The 23,134-nt window shown below is 63.0% G+C and carries 17 protein-coding genes and 1 pseudogene; 6 read left to right on the plus strand and 12 right to left on the minus strand.

What is annotated here, in order from left to right:
- Nucleotides 1-263 precede the first annotated feature (263 nt).
- Nucleotides 264-458, plus strand: coding sequence for a hypothetical protein (locus PQR02_RS07845; RefSeq protein ID WP_408227937.1), 195 nt, complete (start codon nt 264-266; stop codon nt 456-458).
- Nucleotides 459-676: 218 nt separating this feature from the next.
- Entirely contained in the window at nt 677-1,195 is a 519-nt protein-coding gene (locus tag PQR02_RS07850) for an outer membrane protein (protein ID WP_408227940.1), read from the plus strand.
- A 9-nt stretch (nt 1,196-1,204) separates the two neighbouring features.
- Here PQR02_RS07850 and PQR02_RS07855 read toward each other — a convergent pair whose 3' ends face one another.
- Nucleotides 1,205-1,897, minus strand: a complete 693-nt coding sequence (locus PQR02_RS07855) for a hypothetical protein (RefSeq protein ID WP_408227943.1) — start codon at nt 1,895-1,897, stop codon at nt 1,205-1,207.
- On the opposite strand from PQR02_RS07855, the pseudogene PQR02_RS07860 reads away from it, so the two are divergent.
- A pseudogene (locus PQR02_RS07860) lies at nt 1,793-2,505 on the plus strand (endo-1,4-beta-xylanase). The gene PQR02_RS07855 and the pseudogene PQR02_RS07860 overlap by 105 nt on opposite strands.
- A gap of 12 nt (nt 2,506-2,517) precedes the next feature.
- On the opposite strand, the gene PQR02_RS07865 reads toward PQR02_RS07860, so the two are convergent.
- The 10 genes from PQR02_RS07865 to PQR02_RS07910 form a co-directional block, all read right to left on the minus strand.
- A complete protein-coding gene (locus tag PQR02_RS07865) occupies nt 2,518-4,083 on the minus strand; it encodes an alpha/beta hydrolase (protein WP_408227946.1) in 1,566 nt (521 codons plus the stop codon).
- A gap of 695 nt (nt 4,084-4,778) precedes the next feature.
- A complete protein-coding gene (locus PQR02_RS07870) occupies nt 4,779-5,000 on the minus strand; it encodes a YMGG-like glycine zipper-containing protein (RefSeq protein ID WP_408227949.1) in 222 nt (73 codons plus the stop codon).
- A gap of 11 nt (nt 5,001-5,011) precedes the next feature.
- Entirely contained in the window at nt 5,012-5,392 is a 381-nt protein-coding gene (locus tag PQR02_RS07875) for a hypothetical protein (protein ID WP_408227952.1), read from the minus strand.
- A 467-nt stretch (nt 5,393-5,859) separates the two neighbouring features.
- Nucleotides 5,860-7,221 carry a hypothetical protein gene (locus tag PQR02_RS07880; protein ID WP_408227955.1) on the minus strand — a complete coding sequence of 454 codons (1,362 nt, stop codon included), beginning with the start codon at nt 7,219-7,221 and terminating at the stop codon, nt 5,860-5,862.
- Nucleotides 7,222-7,239: 18 nt separating this feature from the next.
- Complete coding sequence (locus PQR02_RS07885; protein ID WP_408227958.1) at nt 7,240-8,016, minus strand: outer membrane lipoprotein-sorting protein; 777 nt, start codon at nt 8,014-8,016, stop codon at nt 7,240-7,242.
- Between the two features lie 53 nt (nt 8,017-8,069).
- On the minus strand, nt 8,070-9,299 hold the full coding sequence (locus PQR02_RS07890) for an ABC transporter permease (RefSeq protein ID WP_408227961.1): 1,230 nt from the start codon (nt 9,297-9,299) through the stop codon (nt 8,070-8,072).
- A complete protein-coding gene (locus PQR02_RS07895; RefSeq protein WP_408227964.1) occupies nt 9,296-10,033 on the minus strand; it encodes an ABC transporter ATP-binding protein in 738 nt (245 codons plus the stop codon). The genes PQR02_RS07890 and PQR02_RS07895 overlap by 4 nt, the downstream gene beginning before the upstream one ends.
- The gene (locus PQR02_RS07900) at nt 10,014-11,138 is read right to left on the minus strand and encodes a zinc-dependent alcohol dehydrogenase family protein (RefSeq protein ID WP_408227967.1); all 1,125 of its coding nucleotides are present in this window, start codon (nt 11,136-11,138) and stop codon (nt 10,014-10,016) included. The genes PQR02_RS07895 and PQR02_RS07900 overlap by 20 nt, the downstream gene beginning before the upstream one ends.
- The gene (locus PQR02_RS07905) at nt 11,135-12,460 is read right to left on the minus strand and encodes an aminotransferase class I/II-fold pyridoxal phosphate-dependent enzyme (RefSeq protein ID WP_408227970.1); all 1,326 of its coding nucleotides are present in this window, start codon (nt 12,458-12,460) and stop codon (nt 11,135-11,137) included. The genes PQR02_RS07900 and PQR02_RS07905 overlap by 4 nt, the downstream gene beginning before the upstream one ends.
- A 48-nt stretch (nt 12,461-12,508) precedes the next feature.
- Nucleotides 12,509-18,853, minus strand: coding sequence for an SDR family NAD(P)-dependent oxidoreductase (locus PQR02_RS07910; protein ID WP_408227972.1), 6,345 nt, complete (start codon nt 18,851-18,853; stop codon nt 12,509-12,511).
- Between the two features lie 957 nt (nt 18,854-19,810).
- Here PQR02_RS07910 and PQR02_RS07915 point away from each other — a divergent pair.
- Entirely contained in the window at nt 19,811-20,338 is a 528-nt protein-coding gene (locus PQR02_RS07915) for a helix-turn-helix transcriptional regulator (protein ID WP_408227975.1), read from the plus strand.
- A gap of 2 nt (nt 20,339-20,340) precedes the next feature.
- Nucleotides 20,341-21,675 carry a type II toxin-antitoxin system HipA family toxin gene (locus PQR02_RS07920; RefSeq protein WP_408227978.1) on the plus strand — a complete coding sequence of 445 codons (1,335 nt, stop codon included), beginning with the start codon at nt 20,341-20,343 and terminating at the stop codon, nt 21,673-21,675.
- Between the two features lie 88 nt (nt 21,676-21,763).
- Here the strand turns inward: PQR02_RS07920 and PQR02_RS07925 are convergent, their stop codons facing one another.
- Nucleotides 21,764-22,102: an RcnB family protein gene (locus PQR02_RS07925; protein ID WP_408227981.1), complete on the minus strand. Its 339-nt coding sequence runs from the start codon at nt 22,100-22,102 to the stop codon at nt 21,764-21,766.
- Nucleotides 22,103-22,594: 492 nt separating this feature from the next.
- Here PQR02_RS07925 and PQR02_RS07930 point away from each other — a divergent pair, with 492 nt between their 5' ends.
- Entirely contained in the window at nt 22,595-23,131 is a 537-nt protein-coding gene (locus PQR02_RS07930; RefSeq protein ID WP_408227984.1) for a hypothetical protein, read from the plus strand.
- Nucleotides 23,132-23,134 lie beyond the last annotated feature (3 nt).

Below are 23,134 nucleotides of genomic sequence, written 5' to 3' on the forward strand. Positions count from 1 at the left end.
CACTTCGTCAAGACGATATCACGCAGGCTGAGCTGAAACATGAAATACCACCGCACCGCGCAACTGATGACCGCCGCCGGAAAGCGATGACCGTGGTAAAGCGATCTTGCATTCTTCATCGCGAGATCTTACTCGACCATCTCAGCACCGTGACAGTGCCCCATGACGAAGGGAACCCGCTTTCATACTCGTCTACTGCCCGGTCAGTTCCCAAACATCTACATTTGTGTGGTCACCCGTCTGCAAACAGAAGAAGTCGTCACATGTATCTCACTCATCAGGAACGTCGGACATTGCAGCTTGCCGCTGATAAGTCCAATCAAGCGCTTGAACGGATCGTAGCCGGAATCCGTGCCGCCAATCCGGGCGCATTCCACACGAAGGAAAGCCTTTCGGAGCGCGTGTTTCATCACAAGCCAGAGGGTCATGTGCCATACAGGGGCTACATGCGCGACTGACCTGGCGGTCGCTACCCGCACGGTTTCCGGCGTATTCTGTTGCGCCGATTCCGGCATCACTGCGGCCGGGGTGGTTCTTCATAGTCGAGTCCATGGCGAAGGGAACCCGCTTTCATATGCGACTTGACAATCGTTGACACGATCGGGTCCACCGCAATGCATCTGCCATCGTTATCACGCAAGGCACTTTTGCCTGTCGCGAACGTCATCGAATATTTATGAAAAAAACATTAGCTACACTTGTCGTCTTCCTGGCGACCGCATCCGGCTTCGCTCACGCTGATGACATCACGTCGGCCCCCACGGCCAGTTTGTTCTCCGGACCCTACGTTGGCTTCAAGGTAGGTGCAAACGTGTCCAGCGCGGCGGGAGAAATCAACAAGCCTTCGCACACGACAGTCTTCCCCGGTTTCACGGCAGGCTACGGCTTCAATGTTGGGCCGTTGATGCTCGGCGCTGAAGCGTTTGCCGACCTGCATCACGGTTCCGCAACGTACAAGGATGGCGGCATAGACGCGAAGCTTGGCATGCCGTTCGGTCAGATCATGCCTTACGCCCGTCTAGGCTTCACCGTGGACTGGCCCGCCACGCGCCCGCACTGGGGGCTTGGCGTGGAATACGCCGCGACGAAGAATCTGGGCGTGACCGCTGAATGGACCAGCGACCACGCAAACGCAGAAAACAGCAGCTGGCACAACAATAGCTTCACGCTGGGCATGCACTACTACTTCCGCTGACTAGCACAATCAAGCGCAAACGTGAGGGCCGCCGTTCTTGTAGGCCTGCTCGGTGCCGGTGCCGCCATCGCGATTCCAGCTCTCGACCACCTGGCCGTTCTTGACGAACGCGGTGAAGCGCTCGCCCAAGCCGTACACGTTCTCGCCCACGCCAAGGTCGAGGCGCTCGAACATGAACGGCGCGTCGTTCTGATGCGCGACGCTCAGATGACCGGCGCCGCGAAAACCGCTGCCCGTGATGCGTTCGCCGTCGCGCAGGAAAACCACCGCCCAGTCGCCGGTTTTGACGATGCGCACGCTGAGCGAACCACTGGGTCGCTTCGTCCGCGCTATTGCGCGTTTGCACCGCGACGTTTTCGCGCTTGAGCGTGAAGTGCGGGCCGCTCTCGCGCGCGCCGCGAAATGCTCGATGGTCACGCCGATAACGCCGCTTTGCGGAGAAAAGAATCGCCAGGTCAGCAGCCCGGTATCGAGTTTCCGCTGTGCAAAGTGGAAACACCGGCATGCGAAACCACCACGATCGCAGCTTCGCAAACGCAGATGCTCGGGGCGCAGACCGAGCCATACTGGCGTGACGGTCCACACTATCACGACATCGTGGGAGCGCGCCTGCAGCGATATGTAACTGACGTTGTCACACACTTTCGGGGCAAGGTCTATGCGTGGGATGTGGTCAACGAAGTCATCAGCGATGATCCCCATCAGGTCTATCGCGAGGACAGCCCGTGGTATCGCGCGCTCGGCAAGGACTACATTGCGATTGCTTTTCGTGCGGCGCGTGCGGCTGATCCGGACGCGAAGCTCTATATCAACGACAACAACACGGACGATGCAGGCAAGCGCGCGAAGCTGCTCGCCGTGGTCCGCGAGTTGCGCGCCGAGGGCGTGCCGATCGACGGCGTGGGACGTCAGACGCACATCAGCGTGAACTGGCCGCCGCTGCCGAACATCAAGCAGGCTTTCGACGATGTCGCGGCGCTCGGATTCGAGAATCAGGTGACGGAACACGACATGAGTCTCTACACCGATTCCGGCGAATGCTGGAGCAACCCGCATGCGTGCCTGCCCGACCTCGGTCACGCCGTGCCGAACGACGTGATGCGCGCGCAGGCACAGCGCTATCGCGCCGTGTTCGATCTGCTCGAGCAAGAGCCGAGCATCAGGGCCGTCACGCTCTGGGTTACTCGGACAAGCACACATGGCTGACTTCGACGCCGGTGCCGCGCACGAATCTGCCGCTGCTGTTCGAAGCCAACCTGCAACCCAAAGAGGCCTTCTGGAGGATCGTCGACCCGTCTTACCAGCCGTGACGCATCGCTGTCTCACGGCTCGTCAGAGCCCGCCTCGTTGAGTTCAGGCAATTCGTCCGCTGTCTGGTCCGGCTGCCCGGCGGCAGTTTCGTGAGAACGCTCGGGCGACTGCACGACCGGCGGTGGCATCTTGCCGATGCCCTCGTCGATGCGTTGCAGAAGATAGGGGAAAAACGGATTCGACGCGATCCGGAACATCGAGTCGAGCGTGAGAATCAACGTGCCGCGTTCGCCGCGCGGCGCGAGCGTGCCGAGGTTCTCGTTGAAATTTTCCTCGTCGCTCGGCGCGATGCCATAGAGCGCGTCCGTCACCGGGAACGGAATAGCCACGTGCGACAACGAGAAAATATCTTGCGGATATTCGATGCCCAACGGCTTGACGCGCGTTTCGACCTGGCCCGCATCGACGTTGCGCTCAACGGTCTGGCTCGACTCCGGCGACGCGTTGGCGATGACCGTGGTGCGATAGTTCTGCGGACCCGTGCGTAGCAGCCGCGAGAGCGCGGTGTACGACGCCACGCGCAAAAAGGTTCTGAATCGCACGCTGCGATTCACATCGAAGAGCACGACTTCACTGCCATTCTGAGGAAGCTGGTCGTATAGCTGCGACATCACCGCCGGCGTGCTGACAGTGAAATCGGTCACGGACTGGAACGTCAGCACGGGCGGCAATGCAACCAGCCGGTTCTCACGATGCAGCCTGATGATCTGCTCCTGGATCGTACTCGTGAGCAGGTACGACTGGCGCGCGCCGTTGACCGGAAACGAGTTGTATTTGAACGGATTGAACTCGGGTACGATGCCGAGCCACGCGGCCCGTTCGAACGCCGGGAGCACCGCCGGCAGTCCGGCGAGACCGGCAAAGCGGGCGTAACGGGTCACGCCGATCATCGGCGAGACGAGAATGACGCGGGTCGGGCGCGAAAGCGCGGGGTTCTCGATGGAATCCAGCGCGTATTGCAGCGCGAGCGCGCCGCCGTTCGAGAAGCCGACCAGTTCCAACGGCTTGTCGGGACCGATGCGCCGGCGCGCCTCACGCACCGCAAGCCGCGTTGCGGCGGCCCATTCACGCCATTCGACACGCGTAAGGCCAGCGGGCACCGTGCCGTGCCCCGGCAGACGGATGCCGATCGCAACAAAGCCCCGGTCCCGGTAGCGGCGCGCGATGTGCCGCAAACTGAACGGCGAATCCGTCAGACCATGCAGCAACACCACGGCGCCCACGGGCGGCCCCGACGGTTCGAGTATGTACGAGCGGTTCCAGTCTTGCGCGAAGTGCGCCGGAAAGATAGGCGAGCCTTCGTAGTAGCGGTTCGCCGGCACGCGCTCGGCCGGGCGCAATTTTTCGACGACGTTGGTGCGCACGTCGTCGAAAATCCGCGACTCCGACTTGAGGTAGGCGTTCCAGTCACCGGCGTCCATTTCCTGGATCGTCATTTCGCGCGGCACATAGGTATGCCAGACCGCGAGTTCCGGAGCACGCTGCGAGTACCAAGCGCGCATCCCCAGCGCGGCTACCATCAGCAGGACCAGAATCAATGCACTTATCTTTATTACCTTTAGCGAAGTGCGTAGCATTCGTGCCTCTTGGTGAGGGTTGCAACGGCCTGCAAGACGATGATGCGCCACATCCGGAATACAGCAGGATCAGTCTACGCCGCTACGCCGCGTCGGCGTCTGCCACGTGAAGGCAAGCATCGGCGCCCCCGGTGCCCCCATGAACGTCTTCGGACCGATGCATCGTGCCGATGGCCGACGCGATCGACCCGTACGATGTTGGCTTTCCCGTCCGGCCACGGTCATCGCGTGCGTCGTTTGAAAGATCCCGCCTGGATATCCTAAGGTCTTTTATCCATCTGTTCAAACTCTGCCGCAATTCGATGAATGGCCGCGTTGTATGCGCCCGAGTCTTGACACTTGCTTGCATTCCCGCGTTGTTTGATCAGTTGGGCTGTGGGATTGAACCAATGCATGCCTGCGTTGCCGGGCAGTATGCCGGCCGTAAGGTGCGGTCGAGCGGAGAAGCGGAGCTGACAGCCGCGTTTCACTGTTTGGCGCGAGATGCGGCGTGAAGGCGGCGAAAAGAAGCGTGTTGAGTGGCGTCCTCTCGCGGCAAGGTGCTTGCGGCGCGCAGGCTCGTCCGACAGCCATTCATGCGAGCGACAACGGACGACGCCGCTGCTTGGCGCGGCTCGGCGCGCTTTCGAGGAGCCCTGCGACCCGGACCGGAGCGCGGGGCGTGTTGCATCGCCCCGACGCTCCGACCGGCATGCCTACTGCCGGCCACCCCTGATATTGCCCGCCACACCACCGGCAGCACCGCCGATGAGCGCGCCGGTCCACGCGTCGCCGCCCGAGATCGCCGCAATGCCTGCGCCACCCGCCGCGCCGATTGCGGCGCCGCTCATCGTGCCCTGCTGCTGCGCGCTCATGTCCGTGCAGCCGACCACGACCACGAACGCCCCAATGCCCACGATCCATCCAAGTCGTTTCATGCTCGTCTCCTTTATGGGTTTTTCTTCAGGCCTGGCACGACCATTTCGAACCACAAGGTCTCGATCACCGGGTGCTGGATTCTGGTGGGATTCGCGGCGTACCAGTTGTCGAGTCCTTGCCGCACGCTGTCGAGGGTTTGACCTTGCATGCCTTTCGCGAAGCGCGGCGCGATATCCTTGTCGGCGGCTTTATCGCCCGCGTAATACGCCCGCTCGATTTCAAGCACATTGGCGACGCCGACGAGATACGCCTTCTTGGCTTCATCCGACGAGTGGATCCATTGCTCGCCCGTGACAATCGGAATGCTTTCTGCGCGGGCGACATTGCTCATCATTGCGAACGTCAGGAAAGTCAGAGATAACAGCGTTCGCCATTGTGGTCTGGTTGCCATCACGTACTCCATGGAAGTTATGTTCTCCAGCAGCCTGCGCCGACCGCATCCGGTGGCGTCGATAGTGTTATGTAGAGGAATGGGCTCTGTGTCCGATCGGGCCTCCTTTTCTCGGTCTCAACTGACGCAGTGGAGTCATCCGTTCCGGCGTTGCTGGGAATAGCCGCCTACAGCCACCTGCCGTACCGGACTGTTATTCCGCCGTCGCACTGAATGGCGGAGTCAACCTGAAGCACTGGAGTTGATTGCGGACACGACGCGTCGAGGGGCACCGCCAGTCCGGTATCGACGATGGGGCACGATATAGAGTCTAGGGCGTTTTCTATATTTTCCAAGCTCATTTCCGCGCAGTTCACAGAAGAGCGCGTTTGCCTCGCAGTATGATGCAAAGCAGTTTAAACGTAAGGAAAACGGCGCCGGTCGATCGGGAGTAGAAGAGATTCTCACTCGCCCATACCGCGTTGAATTCAGTTCCAGTAGTAGTGCAAACCGCTGATGACAGAAAGGCGATAAAGCTGTAAGAACTCCGATTGGGGGTTGCCGACATTCCATTGTCCGAATGCAAACAACTCGGCCGCGGGACTCAACTTGTAGGTGAGCGACAACGCCAGATTTCCCCCGTATGGCGCGTCGACTGCCTGGATATAGCGCAGCGTCAAATCAAGTTTATTGAACAGGTCCGTGCGGCCCAACTGCACCAATGCATAACGTTGTCCGAGCAAGCTCTGCTGCGCGTTCAACGCCTGCCCCAACAAACCGGCGCCCGCCGCATTACCCATTGCAAGCGCGGAATTACCGGAGCGGATCGCGTTCTGATACGCGCGCCTCTCGCCGCTCGTATAGCCGTCGCCGTTGTAGAGCAGCTCCAGTGTCTGGGTCCATCCGGACAGCAGCGTGTAGCTCGCGCCGAGCAACGCATTGGCACGCCATGAAGTGTCGCGCGTCTGATTCTGCGAGAACGTCCAGCCAGCCGGCGCCTGCGCATCCTGCTCGGCGAAAAGCGCATTGCGCCCCTGCCCTAGCGACGCATCGCCGTACAACAGCAGCGCGTCCGACACCGTCCACGTCCCGTATGCGCCGAGCCGGTTCACGCCATTGTTACGATGCGACACGAGCGCGCTTGCCGACACCGAGTCCCCGCTCCAGTTGGCCTTGAGCGCCGTAACAGGAGAGAAGTAGGCCTTCGTCGGATCGCGCGTATCGACATGGAAGTTGCTGATGCCTTCGACACTCCACGCCGGCGTAATCTGCGCGCTCACGCGGACCATATCCCGTCCGAGCTGCTCCCGGACGGGATCGGTCTTGCCCGTTTCCGCGAAAAACGGATTGCTTGGCGACAGCAGTATCGCGCTGCCCCATAGCAGCACGCTACGGCCCGCCTCCACGTTGAGGTTGCCGGGCAACTGGCACGACAGCCGCCCTTCGTTCAGGTACGCGTCCGTCGTCGTGCGGGCGCCCTGCCCTGGCGTACTGCCTTGCCAGACGAAGAACGCGCGCGGCTTGAGTTGCAGATAGCAGGGATCGGCCTTCAGCGTCAGATCTACCCGAGGATCGATTTCGGCCTGGGTTCTCGGCAGCTTCGCTATCTGGTTGTCAGGATTGACCAGTGAGCGCAGGTTGAGCACCGTCCCCGTCGCAAAGCCGACGATCTGCGTGTGTTGCTGAAAAACGATGCCACCGGACGCCCCGTCGTCCTGCCCATCCGCCGCCGATGCCGTCCCCGGCATGCCCGTGCAAATCAGCGCGAACAGCCGCAACAGACCGAGTATGACGCACCTCGTCCCGCGCGGCTCATGGCGCAGGCGCCCGTCGGCCCGTTTCAGATGCATGACTTCGATAGCCTGCGATCAGGGACGATTCAGCGAACCGAGGTTGAACGTGTCGGCGTCGAACTGCTTCGCCTTCACGTCGCTGTATTGCAGCAGCGAGTAATTCGACTTTTCGATCGCGTCCTGGATGTTCATCTTGCTGACGAACGTCTGCGCCTTGCCGTCGATATCCAGCCGGTTGTTCATCTCGAACACGGCCGTCTTGAAGATCTTTCCGGACACCGTATAAAACTCGGCCTTCAACGGCACGAGACGCGACATGGAAACGTAATAGACGATCCGGTCATAGGTGACGAAGCTGTTCTTCGCGAGCAGATTGAGGACGTAAGCGTCTTCACCGTTCACCGGCTCGATGCGCAGCAAGGTTGCGTCGTAATCCTTCGCGTAGTTGGTCGAAGCGATGTCGCCATTCGACGCGGGGCCGACCATCTTCTGGCGTGTCGAAATGGACACGGGCTTGGTCAATGTCGCCTTGCCGAACCACATGCTGCGGCCATTCTGCAACAGGCGGCTGCCCGCTTCGCGCGGCGGATAGGTCGCTTCCGCGAGACTGTCCGCGCCGCTCGCGCGCACGACATAGGTTCGTCGGTCGATCGGGCCGCCGGAATCCTGGCCGGTGATATCGATAACCCATTGCACGCCGTTCAGACCGCCGCCGCGCGCGCGGTCACTCGCTGCGACGATCTGCGCGGCGTTTGGGGCTTCCGTTGCCGTCGCGCCGACTGCAACGCGTGAGCCAGCGCTCGCCAGAAGCAATGAAGCCAGCAGAACAACGGTCTTTTTATAACGCTGCATGATCGGGATACCTGATTGCCTAATAGAGAAAACGATGAACCGTGGCTGCGCGCTCACACGAAGCTCAATGCTTCGACGACTTCGATACGAGTCGCGCGATAGGCGGGATAAGCCGCGCACAGCACGGCGAAAAAGCTCACCGCGAGCGCGATCGCGCCCATGCGCAGCCAGTCGAGGTCGACCTGCAGCAGCACACGATAGGACGAGTTGGGCGGCGTATAGCCGATCCCGGATGCGTTGATCGCGCACGCGGCGGCGAGCGTGACGACGAGCCCGAGTAGAGAGCCCAGCAGCGCAATCCAGAGTCCCTCGAACGCGAATAGCCGGACCACGCCTCTATTGCTCAACCCGATTGCGCGCAACGTGCCGATCTCGCGGGTACGCTCGACCACCGCCATCGACATCGTGTTGGCCACACTCATCGCGGAGATGACCAGCACGATGCTTGCAATGAAGGAGAAGATCATGTCGAACAGGCCCTTCACCTGCGTATAGAAGCTCGACATTTCCTGCCACGTCCTGATCTCGATGTCGAAACCCTCGGCACGCAATCGGCGGCTCAGGTCGAGCTTCACCTTCTCGGTCAATGCCGCGTTGTCGAGCAGCACGATGAAGCGCTCCACCGAGCCGGTGTTCATCAGCGACTGTGCGAGCCCGAGCGTGGTCAGCACATATTTGTCGTTGGTGCCCGCGCTGCCCGTGTTGAAGATATCGACGACATCCGCATCCACCGCATTCGCCTGGCCGTCGATGGTCGACGCGAGCAGGCTGAACGTCTCGCCCTGATGAAGGTTGAGCAGCTTCGCGAGATCCGACGAGACAGCCACGCCCGCTTGCCGGTGCCGGTCGAGCCGGCCGCCGGCATCGCCTTCGTCGGCCGCGCCGAGCATGTCGTTATGTTCGGCGACGATGCCTTCGCCGATGAACACGGTCGACGCCTCGCCATTCGAAATCAGGCCATTCAGACTCAGGCGCGGCGACACCAGCTTGGTGCCCGGTTCACGCAGAACGAGTGCCTCTAGCCTGCGGGCTTCTTCCTGCGTGAACAGATAGCGTTTCGGCTTCAGCTTGCCTTCCAGCAGGAAGCCGCGCCGGAAGATTGTCAGATGCCCAAGGCGCTCGCCCATCACGGCCTGCTGCTCGAGTCCCGCATAGACGTTCGCGATATAGCCGCTGAACAGATTGATCGCGGCAAGGCCGAGCGCGATCGCCGCGAGCGTGACAAAACTGCGGCGACGGTTCCGGAAAGCGTTCTTCAACGCGAGAAGCAGCGAATGCGTCAACGTTCATCTCCATCAGGCAGCCGTCCGTCGCACAGGCGTACCGAGCGGGTCATATAGTTCAGCGCGCGGTCATCGTGCGTCGAGAACACGAAGGTCACGCCGTGCGTGCGATTCAGGCGCTGGAACAGTTGCATCGCGGCGCGCGCGTTGCCACTGTCGAGACTGGCCGTCGGTTCGTCGGCGATCACGAGTTGCGGGTTCGCGATCAGCGCGCGTGCGATCGCCACGCGCTGGCGTTGTCCGCCGCTCATGCGCTCCGGGCGTTTGTGGTGGTGCCCGTCGAGTCCCACTTCATCGAGTAGTTCGCGCGCCTGTAGGGTCTGCGCGGCGCTTGTGCGACCGGCCAGCCGCAATGGCAGCAGGACGTTGTCGAGCGCGTCGAGCACAGGGATCAGGTTGAAGCTCTGGAACACGAAGCCGATCGACGACTGACGGCGCCGCGCGTACTCGACCGGACTCAGGCGAGCGGTCGGCTCACCCAGCAGGTCGACCTCTCCGGCCGACGGCTTGTCCAGCAGACCGATCAGATTCAGCAAGGTGGTCTTGCCGCTGCCGGACGGACCGACAATCGCGAGCATCTCGCCGGCCTGAACATCCAGATTGATATCGGCGAGCGCGTGGACCTGGCCATATGTTTTACCGACGCCGCTCAGACGGGCGACTGGCATCGCATAGCCCGTGGCCGCCGCGCTATGCGTGTGAGGCAAAGCGAATTCATGCAGTTCGAGTTTCATGAACGTCCCGAATGTCTGTCCAAAGGTGGCCCGAAGTGGCGGGGACTGGCGACGTGCTCTGCGAGCTCGCGGCCACGCCGGCGATCGGCACGACAGGGCCAACCGAGCCGCTTAAGCCAATCGGCCCGTTCGGCAGCAAATAGACCTTGCCGCGACGCCCAGGCTCGTCCACATGGCGCAATGCTTTGCCGACCGCTTCGAGCGGATAGGCCGCGGCCACTTCGACCTGCAGCACGCCCGCGCGCAGCAGCTCGACGGCTTCCGCCATCAGCGCGTCGCGCTGCGCGAGAGTCATGCGCGCCAAACGCTGCGTCAGCCAGAAACCCTTGAGGCCGATGCCTCTGAAGATCAGCGCGTCGCTGTCGAGTTGAACCGGCCTGCCCGACAACATCCCGTAGTTCACAATCGTGGCGCCGCGTTCGAGCAGCGGCGCGAGACGCGCGACACCATCGCCGCCGACCGCATCGAGCGCGAGCATCATCGGCGCGCCGCCCGTGACGGCCTGGGCCGCCTGTGTGAGTTCCGGGCCATCGAAAAGCGCCACGTCGCCGCCCGCCGCGCACACCTGCGCGATCGCGTCGGCACGCCGCACGATATTCAGCGTGCGCAGGCCATCGTGCCGCGCGATCTGCATCACCGCGCGCCCGACACCCGACAGCGGCGCGGTCTGCACGATCCACGCGCCGCGCTCCAGCGCCGCGTGGCGGCGCACCAGTTCGAGCGCGGTACAGGCGTTCACCTTGAGCGCGGCGAGTTGCAGCGGGTCGAGCTCAGGCGCGACTTTGAACACTTGCGACGCGGCCACGCGCTTCTGCTGACACCAGTTGTCGTTGCCGATCACGATGACCCGGTCGCCTACGGCCAGCTCGCGCACCGAAGCGCCGCAAGCGACGACCCGTCCCACCGCTTCCAGGCCGACGGTGGCGGGCAGCCTCGGCAATTCGCCGTAGCGGCCGGCGAGCCGCGCGAGGTCGGCGGGATTGATCGCACAAGCCTCGACATCGACCAGCACTTCCCACGCCGACGGCGCGCCGGGAGCGGCGACCTCGACGCAGCGCGCGGCCTGCGACGGCACACCGAACGCGTCAATCCGAATCTGCTTCAAAAGAGCCCCTTGCTAGCCGGCGCGACGGCCTTCAGCTCGGCCAGCAGACGAACCGTGCGGTCGATCTGTTCGCGGGTGTGAGCGGTGTTGACGAAGAAGCGCAGACGTGCGGCGTCGCGCGGCACGACAGGGAAGATCATTGGGAATGTGAAAACGTTGTTGTCGAACATGCGCGCGGCCATCCACAGCGCCAGCTCGGCGTCGGGCAGCATCACCGGGATCACCGCCGAACCTTCGCTCCGCCCGATGTTCAAGCCCGCCAGCCGCGCCTGCTCGCGGAAATAGCCGGCGTTCTCCACCGTGCATCGCGCGCGATGCGGCTCCGCGCGCATGATGCGCAGCGCCGCGAGTCCGGCCGCCGCGTTGGCCGGACTCGGCGACGCGATATAGAGCCCGAGTCCCGGCGCGTAGTACTTGAGCATCGTGATCAACTCGCGGCGCCCGGCAACGTAGCCTCCGATCGTCGCAAAGGCCTTGCTCATCGACGCGTAATGAATGTCGATGTCCGCGCCGTTCAGACCGAAGTGATCGACCACGCCGAGCCCGCGCGGCCCGATCACGCCCATCGAATGCGCTTCGTCGACCATCAGCAGCGCATGATGGCGCTTCTTGATTTCGATCAGCCGCGGAATATCGGGGATATCGCCGTCCATGCTGAACACGCCTTCGGTCAAGATCAGCACCCGCTCGAAGTTGCCCCGATGCTCGACCAGCAGCCGCTCCAGCGCGTCGCAGTCGTTGTGCGCGAATGCGAAGCGGCGCGCGCCGCTCAACTTCGCGCCGACCAGCATGCTGTTGTGGACCAGTTCGTCGTACAGCACCAGGTCCTGCTTGCGCGCGAGATAGCCGACCGCCGCGACGTTAGTGCCGTAGCCGCTCACGCCGAGCACCGCGTCCTCTACATCGAGCGCTTGGGCCAGTTCCTTTTCGAACTCGCCGAAGATCGGGATCTCGCCCATGATGATGCGGCCGGACCCCGTCGACGTTCCGTAGTCGTCGGTGGCCTGTTTCGCGGCCGCCTGCACGCGCGGGTCGCCCGACAGGTTCAGATAGTTGTACGACGAAAAATTGATCATCCGCCGACCCGCCACGTCGACATGCTCGCGGAACATGTTCCATTCGTAGCCCTGCTTGTCGTAGTACCAGCGCGTGTTCGCGTACTCGCGCAGTTCGGGGAACCGCGCGAAGTCGTAATGCTCCGGACCGATCGTGATCTTCGGCGCAACGGCGCGCGCGGCGGACACCTCGTCGCCGACGGTCGCCGCGCGCTGTTTACCGAGCAATCTGGCGCGCAGCCGCTCGACGTGATTGTCAGAACTCATCTTCAACTCTCTTTGATGTTGCTGGAGCGGGCCCGGGTCAACCCGCGATCACGCAGCCTGGGCCGCCGGCGCGACGCTGTCGTTCGCATCGCCCCAGCCGAACGCGGTCAGCGCCCTGTCGACGATCGCGCGGATCGTCAGGTCGTCCAGAATCTCGAGCACCGATACGCCGATGCCGAGATCGCGGCTGAGCAGCAACTGGATTTCGGTGGCCATCAATGAATCGACGCCGAGATCGAGAATCGGCCTGTCGACCGGAATAGCGTCCGTCGCGGTTTCCAGTTCATCGGCGATCAGCGACGCGACCAGATTCGCCAACACCGTAAAGCGGTCGGCGGCCGGCAGTTCCACCAGTTCGGCCCGCAATACGGCGGCGGGATCGGCGTCCGGGCTCGCGTCGGCGGCAATCAGCTGCGCATAGCGGGGCGACTGCGCACCGAGCGTTTCGTAGCGCCCCCACTCGCTCCAGTTCGTGATCAGCGTGACGCCGAGTTGCGTGAAATCGCGCAGCATCGCGCGTTCGAGCCAGCGCAACGCCTCGGCCGAGTCCATGCCGCGCAGCCCCATGTAGCGCATGAACTGTTCGAGCTTCTCGTCGCGCGTCACCACGCCGACGTCGGCAATCGCCCCCCAGTTGATGCTGGTGGCCGGCAGTCCAAGCGCGCGGCGGTGCCATGCGAGGCCGTCAAGAAAACCGTTGGCGCTGACGTAGCTGGCCTGGCGGCTATTGCCCACGAGGTTGGCAATCGACGAATAGAGCACGAAGTAGTCGAGCGTCATCTCGCGGGTCAGCTCGTGCAGCAGACGCGCGCTCTCGGCCTTGGCGCTCATCACCGCGACGAGGTCTTGCGGGACCAGTTCGACGATCGGCTGGTCGATGATCACCGCCGCCGCGTGGAACACGCCGCGCAGCGGCGGCGCTGTGGCCGCCATCGTGGCGAACAGGTCGCGCACCTGGCCCTCGTGCGCGAAATCGCACTTCACGCAGACGAGGTTTGCGCCGCGCCCGCGCAAATCGTCGACGAACGCGCGTCGCTCAAGCGTATCCGCGCCGCTGCGTCCGGCCAGCACGAGATGACGCGCGCCGCGCTCGACCAGCCAGCGCGCGGTCTTCTGACCGAACCCGCCGAGGCCGCCCGTCACGAGGTAAGTCGCATCGGGCCTGAAGGCCAACGCTTCGAGCACGTGAACCTGCAACGCGGTGGATGCATCGTCGAAACTGACGATCAGTGGAATGTCGGTATCGGGCAGCGCAAATTTCCTGGTGGCAAGATCGACGATCGACACCGACAGGCTTTCGGCCGGTGTGAATTCGCCACGGCCCGCGCGCTCGACGGCCTTGCGCAGCGCCGCGGCGAAACGCTCGGCGCGCTGCGTCAGCACCGACAGATCGGCGCGCACGACCGACGCAGCCGAGTTCGGCAGCGTGAATGCACGTGCGCGCTGCCCGCTGTCGATCAGCACGCCGCCTTCGGCAAGCGCACGCCAGCCGAAGGTGTCGGCCCACGCGGCGAGCGGTCCGACAATCGCGTCGAAGCCCTTGCCGTTCGTGACACTGGCGACTGCCGCTTCGAGCGCGGCATGGGTGGCCGCGATCGGCGTGCAGCCGGCGGCCTGCTGCGCGACGCCGGTGTCCGGACACGCGAGCAGCGTGGTATGAATGCCGCGCCGGCGAAGCGCGGCGTGCACCGACAAGCCCAGTTCGTCAGCTTCGACGAGCACTCGCGCGTGCTCGTCGAGGTCGGTTTGCTCGACCACGCGGTCGGCCACCGCTTCCCGCGCGGCGGCGAGCAGCAGCGAAGAAGCGGCTGCGCCGTCGGCCACTTCGACCAGATGGAAGGCCGGGCGCGGCCCGCGAATGTGGCTGGCGAATTCGGCAGGCGCGAGACCGTAGACGCGCTGCCCGACGCGCAGGTCGGCCACTGCCGCACCAACGCGCTGGACCCTTGCCACCACTTCCACGAAGTCGAGATCGAGCGTGTCTCCGTTCGACCCGCGCAACGCTCGCATCGTCAATGCGACGCAATCGACCTTCAGTTCGATTTCGTCGTCTCGCAAGAGCGGGCGGGCGATCTCGATCAGCTTGACACTGCCGGTATGCTCTTCATGCTCGGCGGCATGGCGAACCTGGACTGCGCGGTCCGCGCTCAGCGGCACCGGCGCGATGCGCGGCTGCGCAAGCAGCGGGCTCACCGCGAGGCGGCTGAAGAGACGGCGGCCGCGGCGGATCGCAACCTCGTCTTCCGGCGCGTCGCACAGCAATTCGAGGATCGCCCCGTCGACATCGTCTTCGCTGGCGGCCGCCGGAATGTCGACGGTACTGAACCGCATGCCTTCGAGTTCGTTGAAAGCGACGCGCGCGAAGCCATTCAACGCAGTCTGCGCGGGTTGCACGGGCGCATCGTTTTCGCTCGTCTTGAACGCAGCACGTGTGAGCACATACGCGCGTGGCCGCTGCGCCACCGGCAAGCCTGCAAGCTGGCGCGTCACCGCGTGCATGAAGAGCAATGCCTGCGCACCGGTCGGGTCGGCGCCGTCGAGCTTCGCGTTCGCGCCGTGGATGAACACCACGCCATGCAGCGCGCCGGCGGCTTCCAGTGCGCGGGCGATGTCGTCGGCCGAATCGGGGCGCGCGGTCATCCGCACACCCTCGGCGGCGAACGACGAACCCGCGTTCAGCCGCGCGCAGACGCGCGCGCCGAATGCTTCCAGTCCGCCGGCCAGCCGCTCGGCCAGCGTCGCCGTGCCAGCCTCTTCCACGATCAGCCAGTGGCCGAGCCGCCTCGGTTCGGACAGGCGGCCAGCATCGGCCCATTCGTAGCGCGGCATTTGCAGCTTCACGAGGTCCCCGTGCGCATCGGTACGCTCAACCTTCGCCGACGACGCCGTCAGGCGCAGCCCGCGAATCACCGCGAGCACGCGGCCCGCGTCATCGACGATCGTCAGGTCGGCGTCGACGTGGCGCGGCGTGGCGTCGATCCGCACCGCCTCGCACCAGTAACGGTCCGGCAATGCAGGCACGAGCAGGCGCAACTCCTTGAAGCCGGTTGGCAGGAACGTCGATTCGTTGTCGTCGAGCATGCCGACGAGCACCTGGAAGCAGGCGTCGAGCATCACGGGCTGCGCACAATAGCCGGCGCTGCGCAAGTCGGGGCCGCGCTCGATCAGCGCGAGCACGCGCCCGCCTTGCGGGTCGATTCGCAGCGACCGCGCCGACCGGAAATGCGGCCCATATTGCAAACCGATGCGCGACAGCTCGCGGTAAAACAACGCCGGATCCTGCTCGACGCACAGCGACGCCTTCAGCGAGGTCAGATCGACAGCACGAACTTCCGCAGCCTGCAATGCGCCGACGCTGCCGGTGAGATGCAATTGCCCATCGCCGGTCTTGCCGCTTTCGATGCTGCGAATCGACACGCGGCACGTGCTGCGCTCGTAGCTGGAGATGTAGTCGATCGCGCGATCGCTGGAGATCACCAACGGCGCGCGGATTTCCACATCGTTGACGCGCCAGCCCGGTGCATCGGGATGCAGCAACGTGGCGATTTCGAGCAGCGTCTCCACGTAACCCGCGGCCGGCATGATCGCCGTGCCGGCGACGATATGGTCTTTCAGATAAGCCAGGCCCTGGTGTTCAAGGTCGTTGATCCACACGTCGGGCGCGGGATACTGCTCGCTGCCGAGCAGAGGACGCGCGGTCGCGCCCACGCGCTGATGGACCGCCCGCTCGGTTTCGACCCACGCGCGCTCGCGTTGCCATGGATAGTTCGGCAGCGGGATCGCGCGGCCCTGCCCGCTGAGCCTCGTCCAATCGATTTCGCAGCCGCTCGCGAACACCTGGGCCACGGCGCGATGCAGACGCACATGCTCCGCCTCGTTGCGGCGCAACGTCTCGACCAGGCGGATCTCTTTGGCGCGCGCTTTCGCGCAATCGCGCAGCGCGCTCGACAATACCGGGTGCGGGCCGATCTCGACAAAAGCGGTAAAGCCGTCGTCGAGCAGCGACTGGACCGCGTCGGCAAAGGCGACCGGTTGGCGCACGTTGTGCGGCCAGTAGCTTGCGCCGAACGACGGCCCTTGTGCACGGCGCCCCGTGACTGTCGAATACATCGGCACTTGGGGCTCGCAAGGGACGATCGCGCTCAACGACGAAGCGAGTTCGTCGAGGATCGGGTCCATCAGGTAGCTGTGGTAAGGCACCTCCACGTTCAGCACGCGGTGGAATATCTCTCGTGCGCCAAGCTCGGCGGCAAGCGCTTCGATCACTGCCGTCTCACCCGACAGCGTGAGCGTGCCGGGCCCGTTGAGCGCCGCGATTTCGACACGTCCTTCGAACGGCTGCAGCAGCGCGGCGGCACCCTCGCGGTCCAGGCCGCCCACCGCGAGCATGCTGCCGCTGCCCGCCGTGCGTGCCTGCAGGCGGCTGCGCTCGTAGCTGACGCGCAATGCGTCTTCGAGACTCAGCGCGCCGCTCACGCAAGCGGCCGTCACTTCGCCGACGCTGTGGCCCACCACCGCGCCCGGTGTGATGCCCGCGGCGCGCAGCACGGCGACGATGCCCCACTGGATCATGAAGTTCGCCGACTGCGCGTAAATGGTCTGCGTCATCCGCGATTCCGCTTTGCTCTTCAGCATTTCCGCGAGAATGGAGAAGCCGGCGATGCGCAGGAAGATGCGGTCCGCGTGGTCGACGGCTGCGCTATACACGGGCTCGTCGCGATACAGGTGCTGGCCCATCGCCCACCACTGCGGACCCATGCCGGTGAACACCCACACAGGCAGCGTGCGGCACGATACAACCTGCTGGCCGGTGATCACGTGCTCCGATTTTCCGCCTTGCAGCCACGCGGCGAGCGCGTCACGCAATTCGCCCTTACCGGCGCCCAGCACGACCGCGCGATGGCTCAGCGGAGCACGATGCAGCGCGGCGGAATGCAGCAGATCGGCGACCGGCGCGCCGGGCTTCGACAGCAGGTCGTGATAGCGTTGTGCGAGTTCCTTGAGCGCCGGCTGGCTACGCGCGGACAACGGCAGGTACAACGGAAAGCCTTCGGGACGCGCACGCGCGAGCGCTTCGGGCACGTTCGAGTGCGGTACTGCTGACGCCGAACGCAGCACCACGTGCGCGTTAGTGCCGCCGTAGCCGAATGAATTGACGGCGACAAGACATGACTCGTGCGGACCGGCAAGCGCGATCGACTTGTCGGCGAGACGCACGCCCAGCTCTTCGAACGCAATGCCCGGATGCGGCGTTTGCAGGTTGCCGAGCGGGAACGCCTCGCGATGCATCAGCGTGAGCACCGCCTTGATCACGCCGACAATCCCCGCACCCGCCTCCAGATGCCCGATGTTGCTCTTGATCGAGCCCAGCACCACGCGCTCGTCGCCGTGGCGGCCCGCGCCGTACACCGAGCCGATCGACGCCGCTTCGAGCGGATCGCCCACCGCGGTGCCGGTGCCGTGGCATTCGACGTAGCGCACCTGCGCGGGATCGATGGCGAAGCGGTCGCACACTTCGCGGATCAGCAGGCTTTGCGCGTCGGCACTCGGCATCGAGATGCCAGGCGTGCGGCCGTCCGAGTTGACGCCCGCGCCCGCGACGGTCGCGAGAATCGTGTCGCCGTCGGCAAGCGCCTTCTCCAACGTCTTCAGCAGCACGATGCCGCCGCCCTCGCCACGGCCGTAGCCGTCGCCACGTGCGTCGAAGGATTTGCACTGCCCGTCGCGCGACAGGAATTGCCCCTTGCTCATGCCGATCGAGTATTCGGGCCGCGTCATGATGTTCGCGCCGCCGACCACGGCTATATCGCACTCGCCCGACCAGATATCGCGGCACGCGTAGCTGAATGCGACCAGCGACGACGAGCAGGCCGTGTCGATCGACAGGCTCGGCCCGCGCAGGTCGAAGACGTGCGACAAGCGGTTCGCCAGCATCGTCATCATCATGCCGGCTGCCGTGTTGGCGTTGTGCCGGGCGCGGTTTGCGGTCTGCATCAGCGTGATCATGTGATCGAGCATGAAGCCGCCGACGTACACCCCGACCTTGCGGCCCGCATGAGCGGGCAGGTCGAGACCGGCGTTCTCGAATGCTTCCCAGATCAGTTCGAGCAAGAGCCGCTGCTGCGGATCGAGGTTCTCGGCGACGCGCGCGGGCAGATCGAAGAACTCCGCATCGATCGACCGGACGTCCTGCTTCAGGAAGTTGGCATGGTCGACATAGGCTTTGCCCTTCACGCTCTCGTCAGCGGAGTAATAACGGGCTGCATCCCAGCGATCCGCCGGTATGGGCCCGGCGGTGACGACACGTTCACGAAGGGCGGCCAGTAGCGAATCGAGATCGTCCAGTCCGCCCGGAAGGCGGCATGCCATTCCAACCACAGCAATTTCGCGCATTATAGTTATTCTGAATAAATGGAAAGTTAATTCTTCTGAAGAAACAATTAATAAACTGGCCGAAAATTCCCCGTGGAGTCGCATTTCATGCCAATCGAGTCTTTGTTAAATGCATGTTAAATGAACAAAGAAAAAAGCAATCCGTAATCGAATCGCCTGCCATGCATTTCGCTTCTGAAGTTTGAAAATGCAATTTCACCAGTGTCACTTCGATAGATTCTTTACACCGACTTACGGGCGCGATTGCGCGGATGCGATGCCTGAGTGCCAGAACAACAGCCTGGAGGGTTTGCCAGGATGAAGTTAACCCCGGCAATTCCGCACTGTATCTTTGAAGTCCATGTGAAGTTTCGTGGCAACGACATTCCACACTCGACTGACACAGCTTCTCGCTTTAATGACCGGACGCAATCGGCTCAGACTTGACTTAATCACCGTGACACTCGACGTTTATACGTTTTAATCGTCTTCAGAATAAAGCACGTCTCATCCAGCAAACACCGGAAAATTCTGAAAGACGGTGTGGAATTGTGGATGTGTTCGTGCCTTCCCAATGCCGCCGTGTGTCGATTTCAATGAAGCAATCGAAGGGGGCTTCATCGCGCGGATTGCGCCGCCATGCATGGGCACATGCCGTAGGCTCGATGGCGGCCGCTTCCGCCTGATGGCGCCTGATGGCGCCTGACGGGCTGCGGAGCAGCCGGGCGGGTAGGAAGTGGCTTGACCGTTAGTTGCATCGTAATCGCCGGTCTCCCATGACGCCCATACCCACGACGCCGCGTCCAACTTGCGCCCACACGCCCTGCGACCCGGCATGGCCTGCGCGGATGCCCTCTTGCCGCGCATTCGGCATTGACAGCCTTTGGCTTGTATTCGCTAAATACAGCGTATAGACTGTATATGAAATTTACAGGCTTTAACCTGTCGAGGTGCCGAAGCACCTGCCGGAGATGAACCGTGGACTACCCCATCAAGACACTGAGCCAGTTGAAACCGATTCTGCAGGGCTTCAGGAAGGCCGCCGGGCTCACCCAGGCGGCAATGGCCAGCCATCTCGGCGTGACGCAGCAGACCTACGCACAACTCGAGGCCAATCCGGCCACGGTCAGCGTGGAACGGCTTCTCAAGGTCTTGCGGGTGCTACAGGTCGATCTGAAGCTGACCCCAACCGCAGACGGGTCATCGGCAAGCAGCGTCGCCGGGAGAAATGTCACGTCGTCCCCGCGCGCCACGCAACCGGCGGACCCTGCGGCGGCCGGGCGTCCCGCGAAAAATGCGTCGGCGGCAGCGGCGGGCAATGTAAAGCGCAAAACGTCAGCGTCGCGCAAGCAGGAAGATTCCTCCGCAACGCAGCCGCGCGCCGCACGCCCTGCGAAACAGGCCGCCAGCAAAGCCACGCGAAAGCCGCGCGACGCCACCGCGTCTAAAGCTCCTCGCGCCGCCGCGAAATCCCGCAGCGCCGGCAAGAAACGGGAGGACTGGTAAGCATGGCCCGCAGCACGCAACCCACTCGCCTGAATCTGTGGATGAACGGCTTGCCAGTCGGCCATTGGGAAACGACCCGCCACGGCGAACGCCTCGTGTATCGCGACGACTGGATCGACGATCCGCAGGGGCGCCCGCTGTCCCTGTCGCTGCCTTTCACGCCGGGCAACCAGCCGTATCGCGGCCAGGTCGTCGCGGACTATTTCGACAACCTGCTGCCCGACAGCGAACCGATCCGCCGCCGTATCGCCACGCGCTACCGGACCGGCAGCACCGCGCCATTCGCACTGCTTGCCGCGCTCGGCCGCGACTGCGTCGGCGCGCTGCAGATGCTGCCTCCGGACGAGACACCTGCCGACCTCACCAGCATCAGCGGACGCGAACTCAGCGACAGCGAGATTGCGGGCCTGCTGCGCGGCACGACATCGACGTCCCCGCTCGGACAGCACGATCCGCTGGAAGATCTGCGCCTGTCGATCGCGGGCGCGCAGGAAAAGACCGCGCTGCTGCGCCATCGAGGCCGCTGGCTGCTGCCGGAAGGCAGCACGCCGACCACGCATATCTTCAAGTTGCCGCTCGGACTGGTCGGCAACATGCGTGCGGACATGCGCACGTCGGTGGAAAACGAATGGCTCTGCTCGCAGATCGTCGCGGCTTATGGGCTACCTGTCGCGCGTGGTGAAATCGCGCGATTCGAAGATCAGAAGGTGTTGATCGTCGAGCGATTCGACCGCCGCCCGTCCAGCGACGCAACATGGATCGTGCGGCTTCCTCAGGAGGACATGTGCCAGGCGACGGCCACCTCGGCGCTTCACAAGTATGAATCCGACGGCGGCCCAGGCATCGAAACGATCATGGAAGTGCTGTCCGGCTCCGCGCGCGCAGCGAACGACCGGCGCAACTTCTTCACGACGCAGATGATCTTCTGGCTGCTCGCCGCGACCGACGGTCATGCGAAAAACTTCAGCATCGCGCACTTGCCGCGCAACCGCTACGAATCCACTCCGCTTTACGATGTGCTTTCCGCGCATCCGATCATCGGCGCGGGCGCGGGCCGCTTACCCGCGCAAAAGGTCAAACTGGCGATGGCGGTTCGTAGCAAGAACGTCCACTATCTGCTCAATCAGATCCAGCGGCGGCACTGGATTGCCGAAGGGCAGCGCGTGGGATTGTCCGCGGCGAGTGTGGAGGCAATGATCGACGAGTTGACTGCGCGAACCGACGCGGTGATCGAAGCCGTGTCGGCGCAATTGCCCGAGGACTTTCCGATGGACGTGGCCGAGGCGGTCTTTGGCGGCATGCGCCGGTTGAACACGAAGCTCGCGCAATCGGCGTAAGGATCGTCGCGCGCGCCGCCGGACGTTGAAACGCGGGCTATGGCGAATGAAACAGCGTGACGTTGTCCGCATTCGCCGCTGAATCGGGTCATTCTGTTCCAGCCACGATGTTGGAGATAGTCCAGTTGTTCGTCGATACCAGCACGTAGTCTCCGTTGACCCCTAGCCATTTTTGTCCCCGCGGCGGCGCTTTGAGTCCATGGCTGCGCCAGTCATCCATCACGAAGTTGTAGTGACGGTATTCAGCGGGAATGCGTTGGCCCTTATGCCAGTCGCGATGTGGAATCGACGGCATGACCTGCTGGCGGCCCATCGGGCTCGCCATGGGTGCGCCGCCTTGATCTGGCGGCGGACCTGCTGCGATTGCAATCAGAGAGACGCCGGAAAAGGAAAGAGCAACAAGCGGCACGATAATCTGCCTGTTCATGATCAAACCTCCCTACGGAGAAAGGAAGCTCACGGTGTCACGGCGCGCAATGTCTTTTCATACCGCCCACCACCATCCCGGTGAGCTGCATCTTCGACTTTTTTTTGCTGGGGACGCCATTCGGATTCCTTTTTAATTATCTTTTTAACTAGGGTCATCTTGAACGAACGTAACGCGTTTCCTCACAGCTCATAGCGACCGGCCGGGTCGTACAACTCTCTTCCACGCACCCAAAAAAGAATGGTACGTCCGTAGGGTTTTGTCAAATAACCGGGGACTAGTAAATAACTGCCCGGCCGAGTGACATCACCTTTCCCGGTGTCTACCCAGGCATCGGCGAATGCAGATCAGCACCCGTGATTGATCATTTTTTGCCAGTCCTAAAAATCTGGCTGAGCAGATAGTTAGTGGAGTTAGCCGGTTCGGTTCACTCGTAATCAACCAAAGGTGGAGTAGCAAGCCGCGAGCAACCGGAACTGTCAGATCCAGCGGGTGATCCCGAACGGCGGCGATAGAATTGTGACGCGAGGCAATAATAGATCGTTCATCGAAGCTGTCACGGACAGCGGACGATGTGCTGTTGATTTTGATTATTCGCTTTTATGCAGAACGACTTTGCCGGAGTCTTACTGCTTTTATTCGGTGACGCAAAATTGTCAATCAGCGTCGTTCGACATCGCGTTCCAGATTCGCGGCAATTGTTATGCCATTGATGAGGCATCGGCGCCCTTTCTGCCTGAAATGAAAAATGATTACAACGCGTGGCGTGCTGTTTCGCGTTCACGCAGAACGAATGCCCATTTCCGAACCTTGCTGCGCCCGCAGGGCGCACAAACGGGAATGCGGTTCGCGCGCATGATCGCAACAGTGCTGATCGCTCACGCGCGCCGCTCAAGATCAGAACGATCGCGGGCCCTCTCTCTTGCGTCGTTTCAGTTGCTCCCCGCTCGCCTGGATCAGCGAGCATTGCAGCGGATGCGCCAGTTCAGCCGCGAGTCCTCCGGTCAGGAAGACGACGATCGCCAATAGCCG

This window comes from Paraburkholderia sediminicola (assembly GCF_046026895.1).
Classification (GTDB): Bacteria; Pseudomonadota; Gammaproteobacteria; order Burkholderiales; family Burkholderiaceae; genus Paraburkholderia; species Paraburkholderia sediminicola_C.

Excerpts from the sequence above, each read along its gene's own strand:
- PQR02_RS07855 (WP_408227943.1), bottom strand. The coding sequence starts at position 1,897 with ATGGGGATCATCGCTGATGACTTCGTTGACCACATCCCACGCATAGAC.
- PQR02_RS07850 (WP_408227940.1), top strand. The coding sequence starts at position 677 with ATGAAAAAAACATTAGCTACACTTGTCGTCTTCCTGGCGACCGCATCC.
- PQR02_RS07870 (WP_408227949.1), bottom strand. The coding sequence starts at position 5,000 with ATGAAACGACTTGGATGGATCGTGGGCATTGGGGCGTTCGTGGTCGTG.
- PQR02_RS07895 (WP_408227964.1), bottom strand. The coding sequence starts at position 10,033 with ATGAAACTCGAACTGCATGAATTCGCTTTGCCTCACACGCATAGCGCG.
- PQR02_RS07925 (WP_408227981.1), bottom strand. The coding sequence starts at position 22,102 with ATGAACAGGCAGATTATCGTGCCGCTTGTTGCTCTTTCCTTTTCCGGC.
- PQR02_RS07875 (WP_408227952.1), bottom strand. The coding sequence starts at position 5,392 with ATGGCAACCAGACCACAATGGCGAACGCTGTTATCTCTGACTTTCCTG.
- PQR02_RS07865 (WP_408227946.1), bottom strand. The coding sequence starts at position 4,083 with ATGCTACGCACTTCGCTAAAGGTAATAAAGATAAGTGCATTGATTCTG.
- PQR02_RS07905 (WP_408227970.1), bottom strand. The coding sequence starts at position 12,460 with ATGAGTTCTGACAATCACGTCGAGCGGCTGCGCGCCAGATTGCTCGGT.
- PQR02_RS07910 (WP_408227972.1), bottom strand. The coding sequence starts at position 18,853 with ATGCGCGAAATTGCTGTGGTTGGAATGGCATGCCGCCTTCCGGGCGGA.
- PQR02_RS07880 (WP_408227955.1), bottom strand. The coding sequence starts at position 7,221 with ATGCATCTGAAACGGGCCGACGGGCGCCTGCGCCATGAGCCGCGCGGG.
- PQR02_RS07885 (WP_408227958.1), bottom strand. The coding sequence starts at position 8,016 with ATGCAGCGTTATAAAAAGACCGTTGTTCTGCTGGCTTCATTGCTTCTG.
- PQR02_RS07845 (WP_408227937.1), top strand. The coding sequence starts at position 264 with ATGTATCTCACTCATCAGGAACGTCGGACATTGCAGCTTGCCGCTGAT.
- PQR02_RS07920 (WP_408227978.1), top strand. The coding sequence starts at position 20,341 with ATGGCCCGCAGCACGCAACCCACTCGCCTGAATCTGTGGATGAACGGC.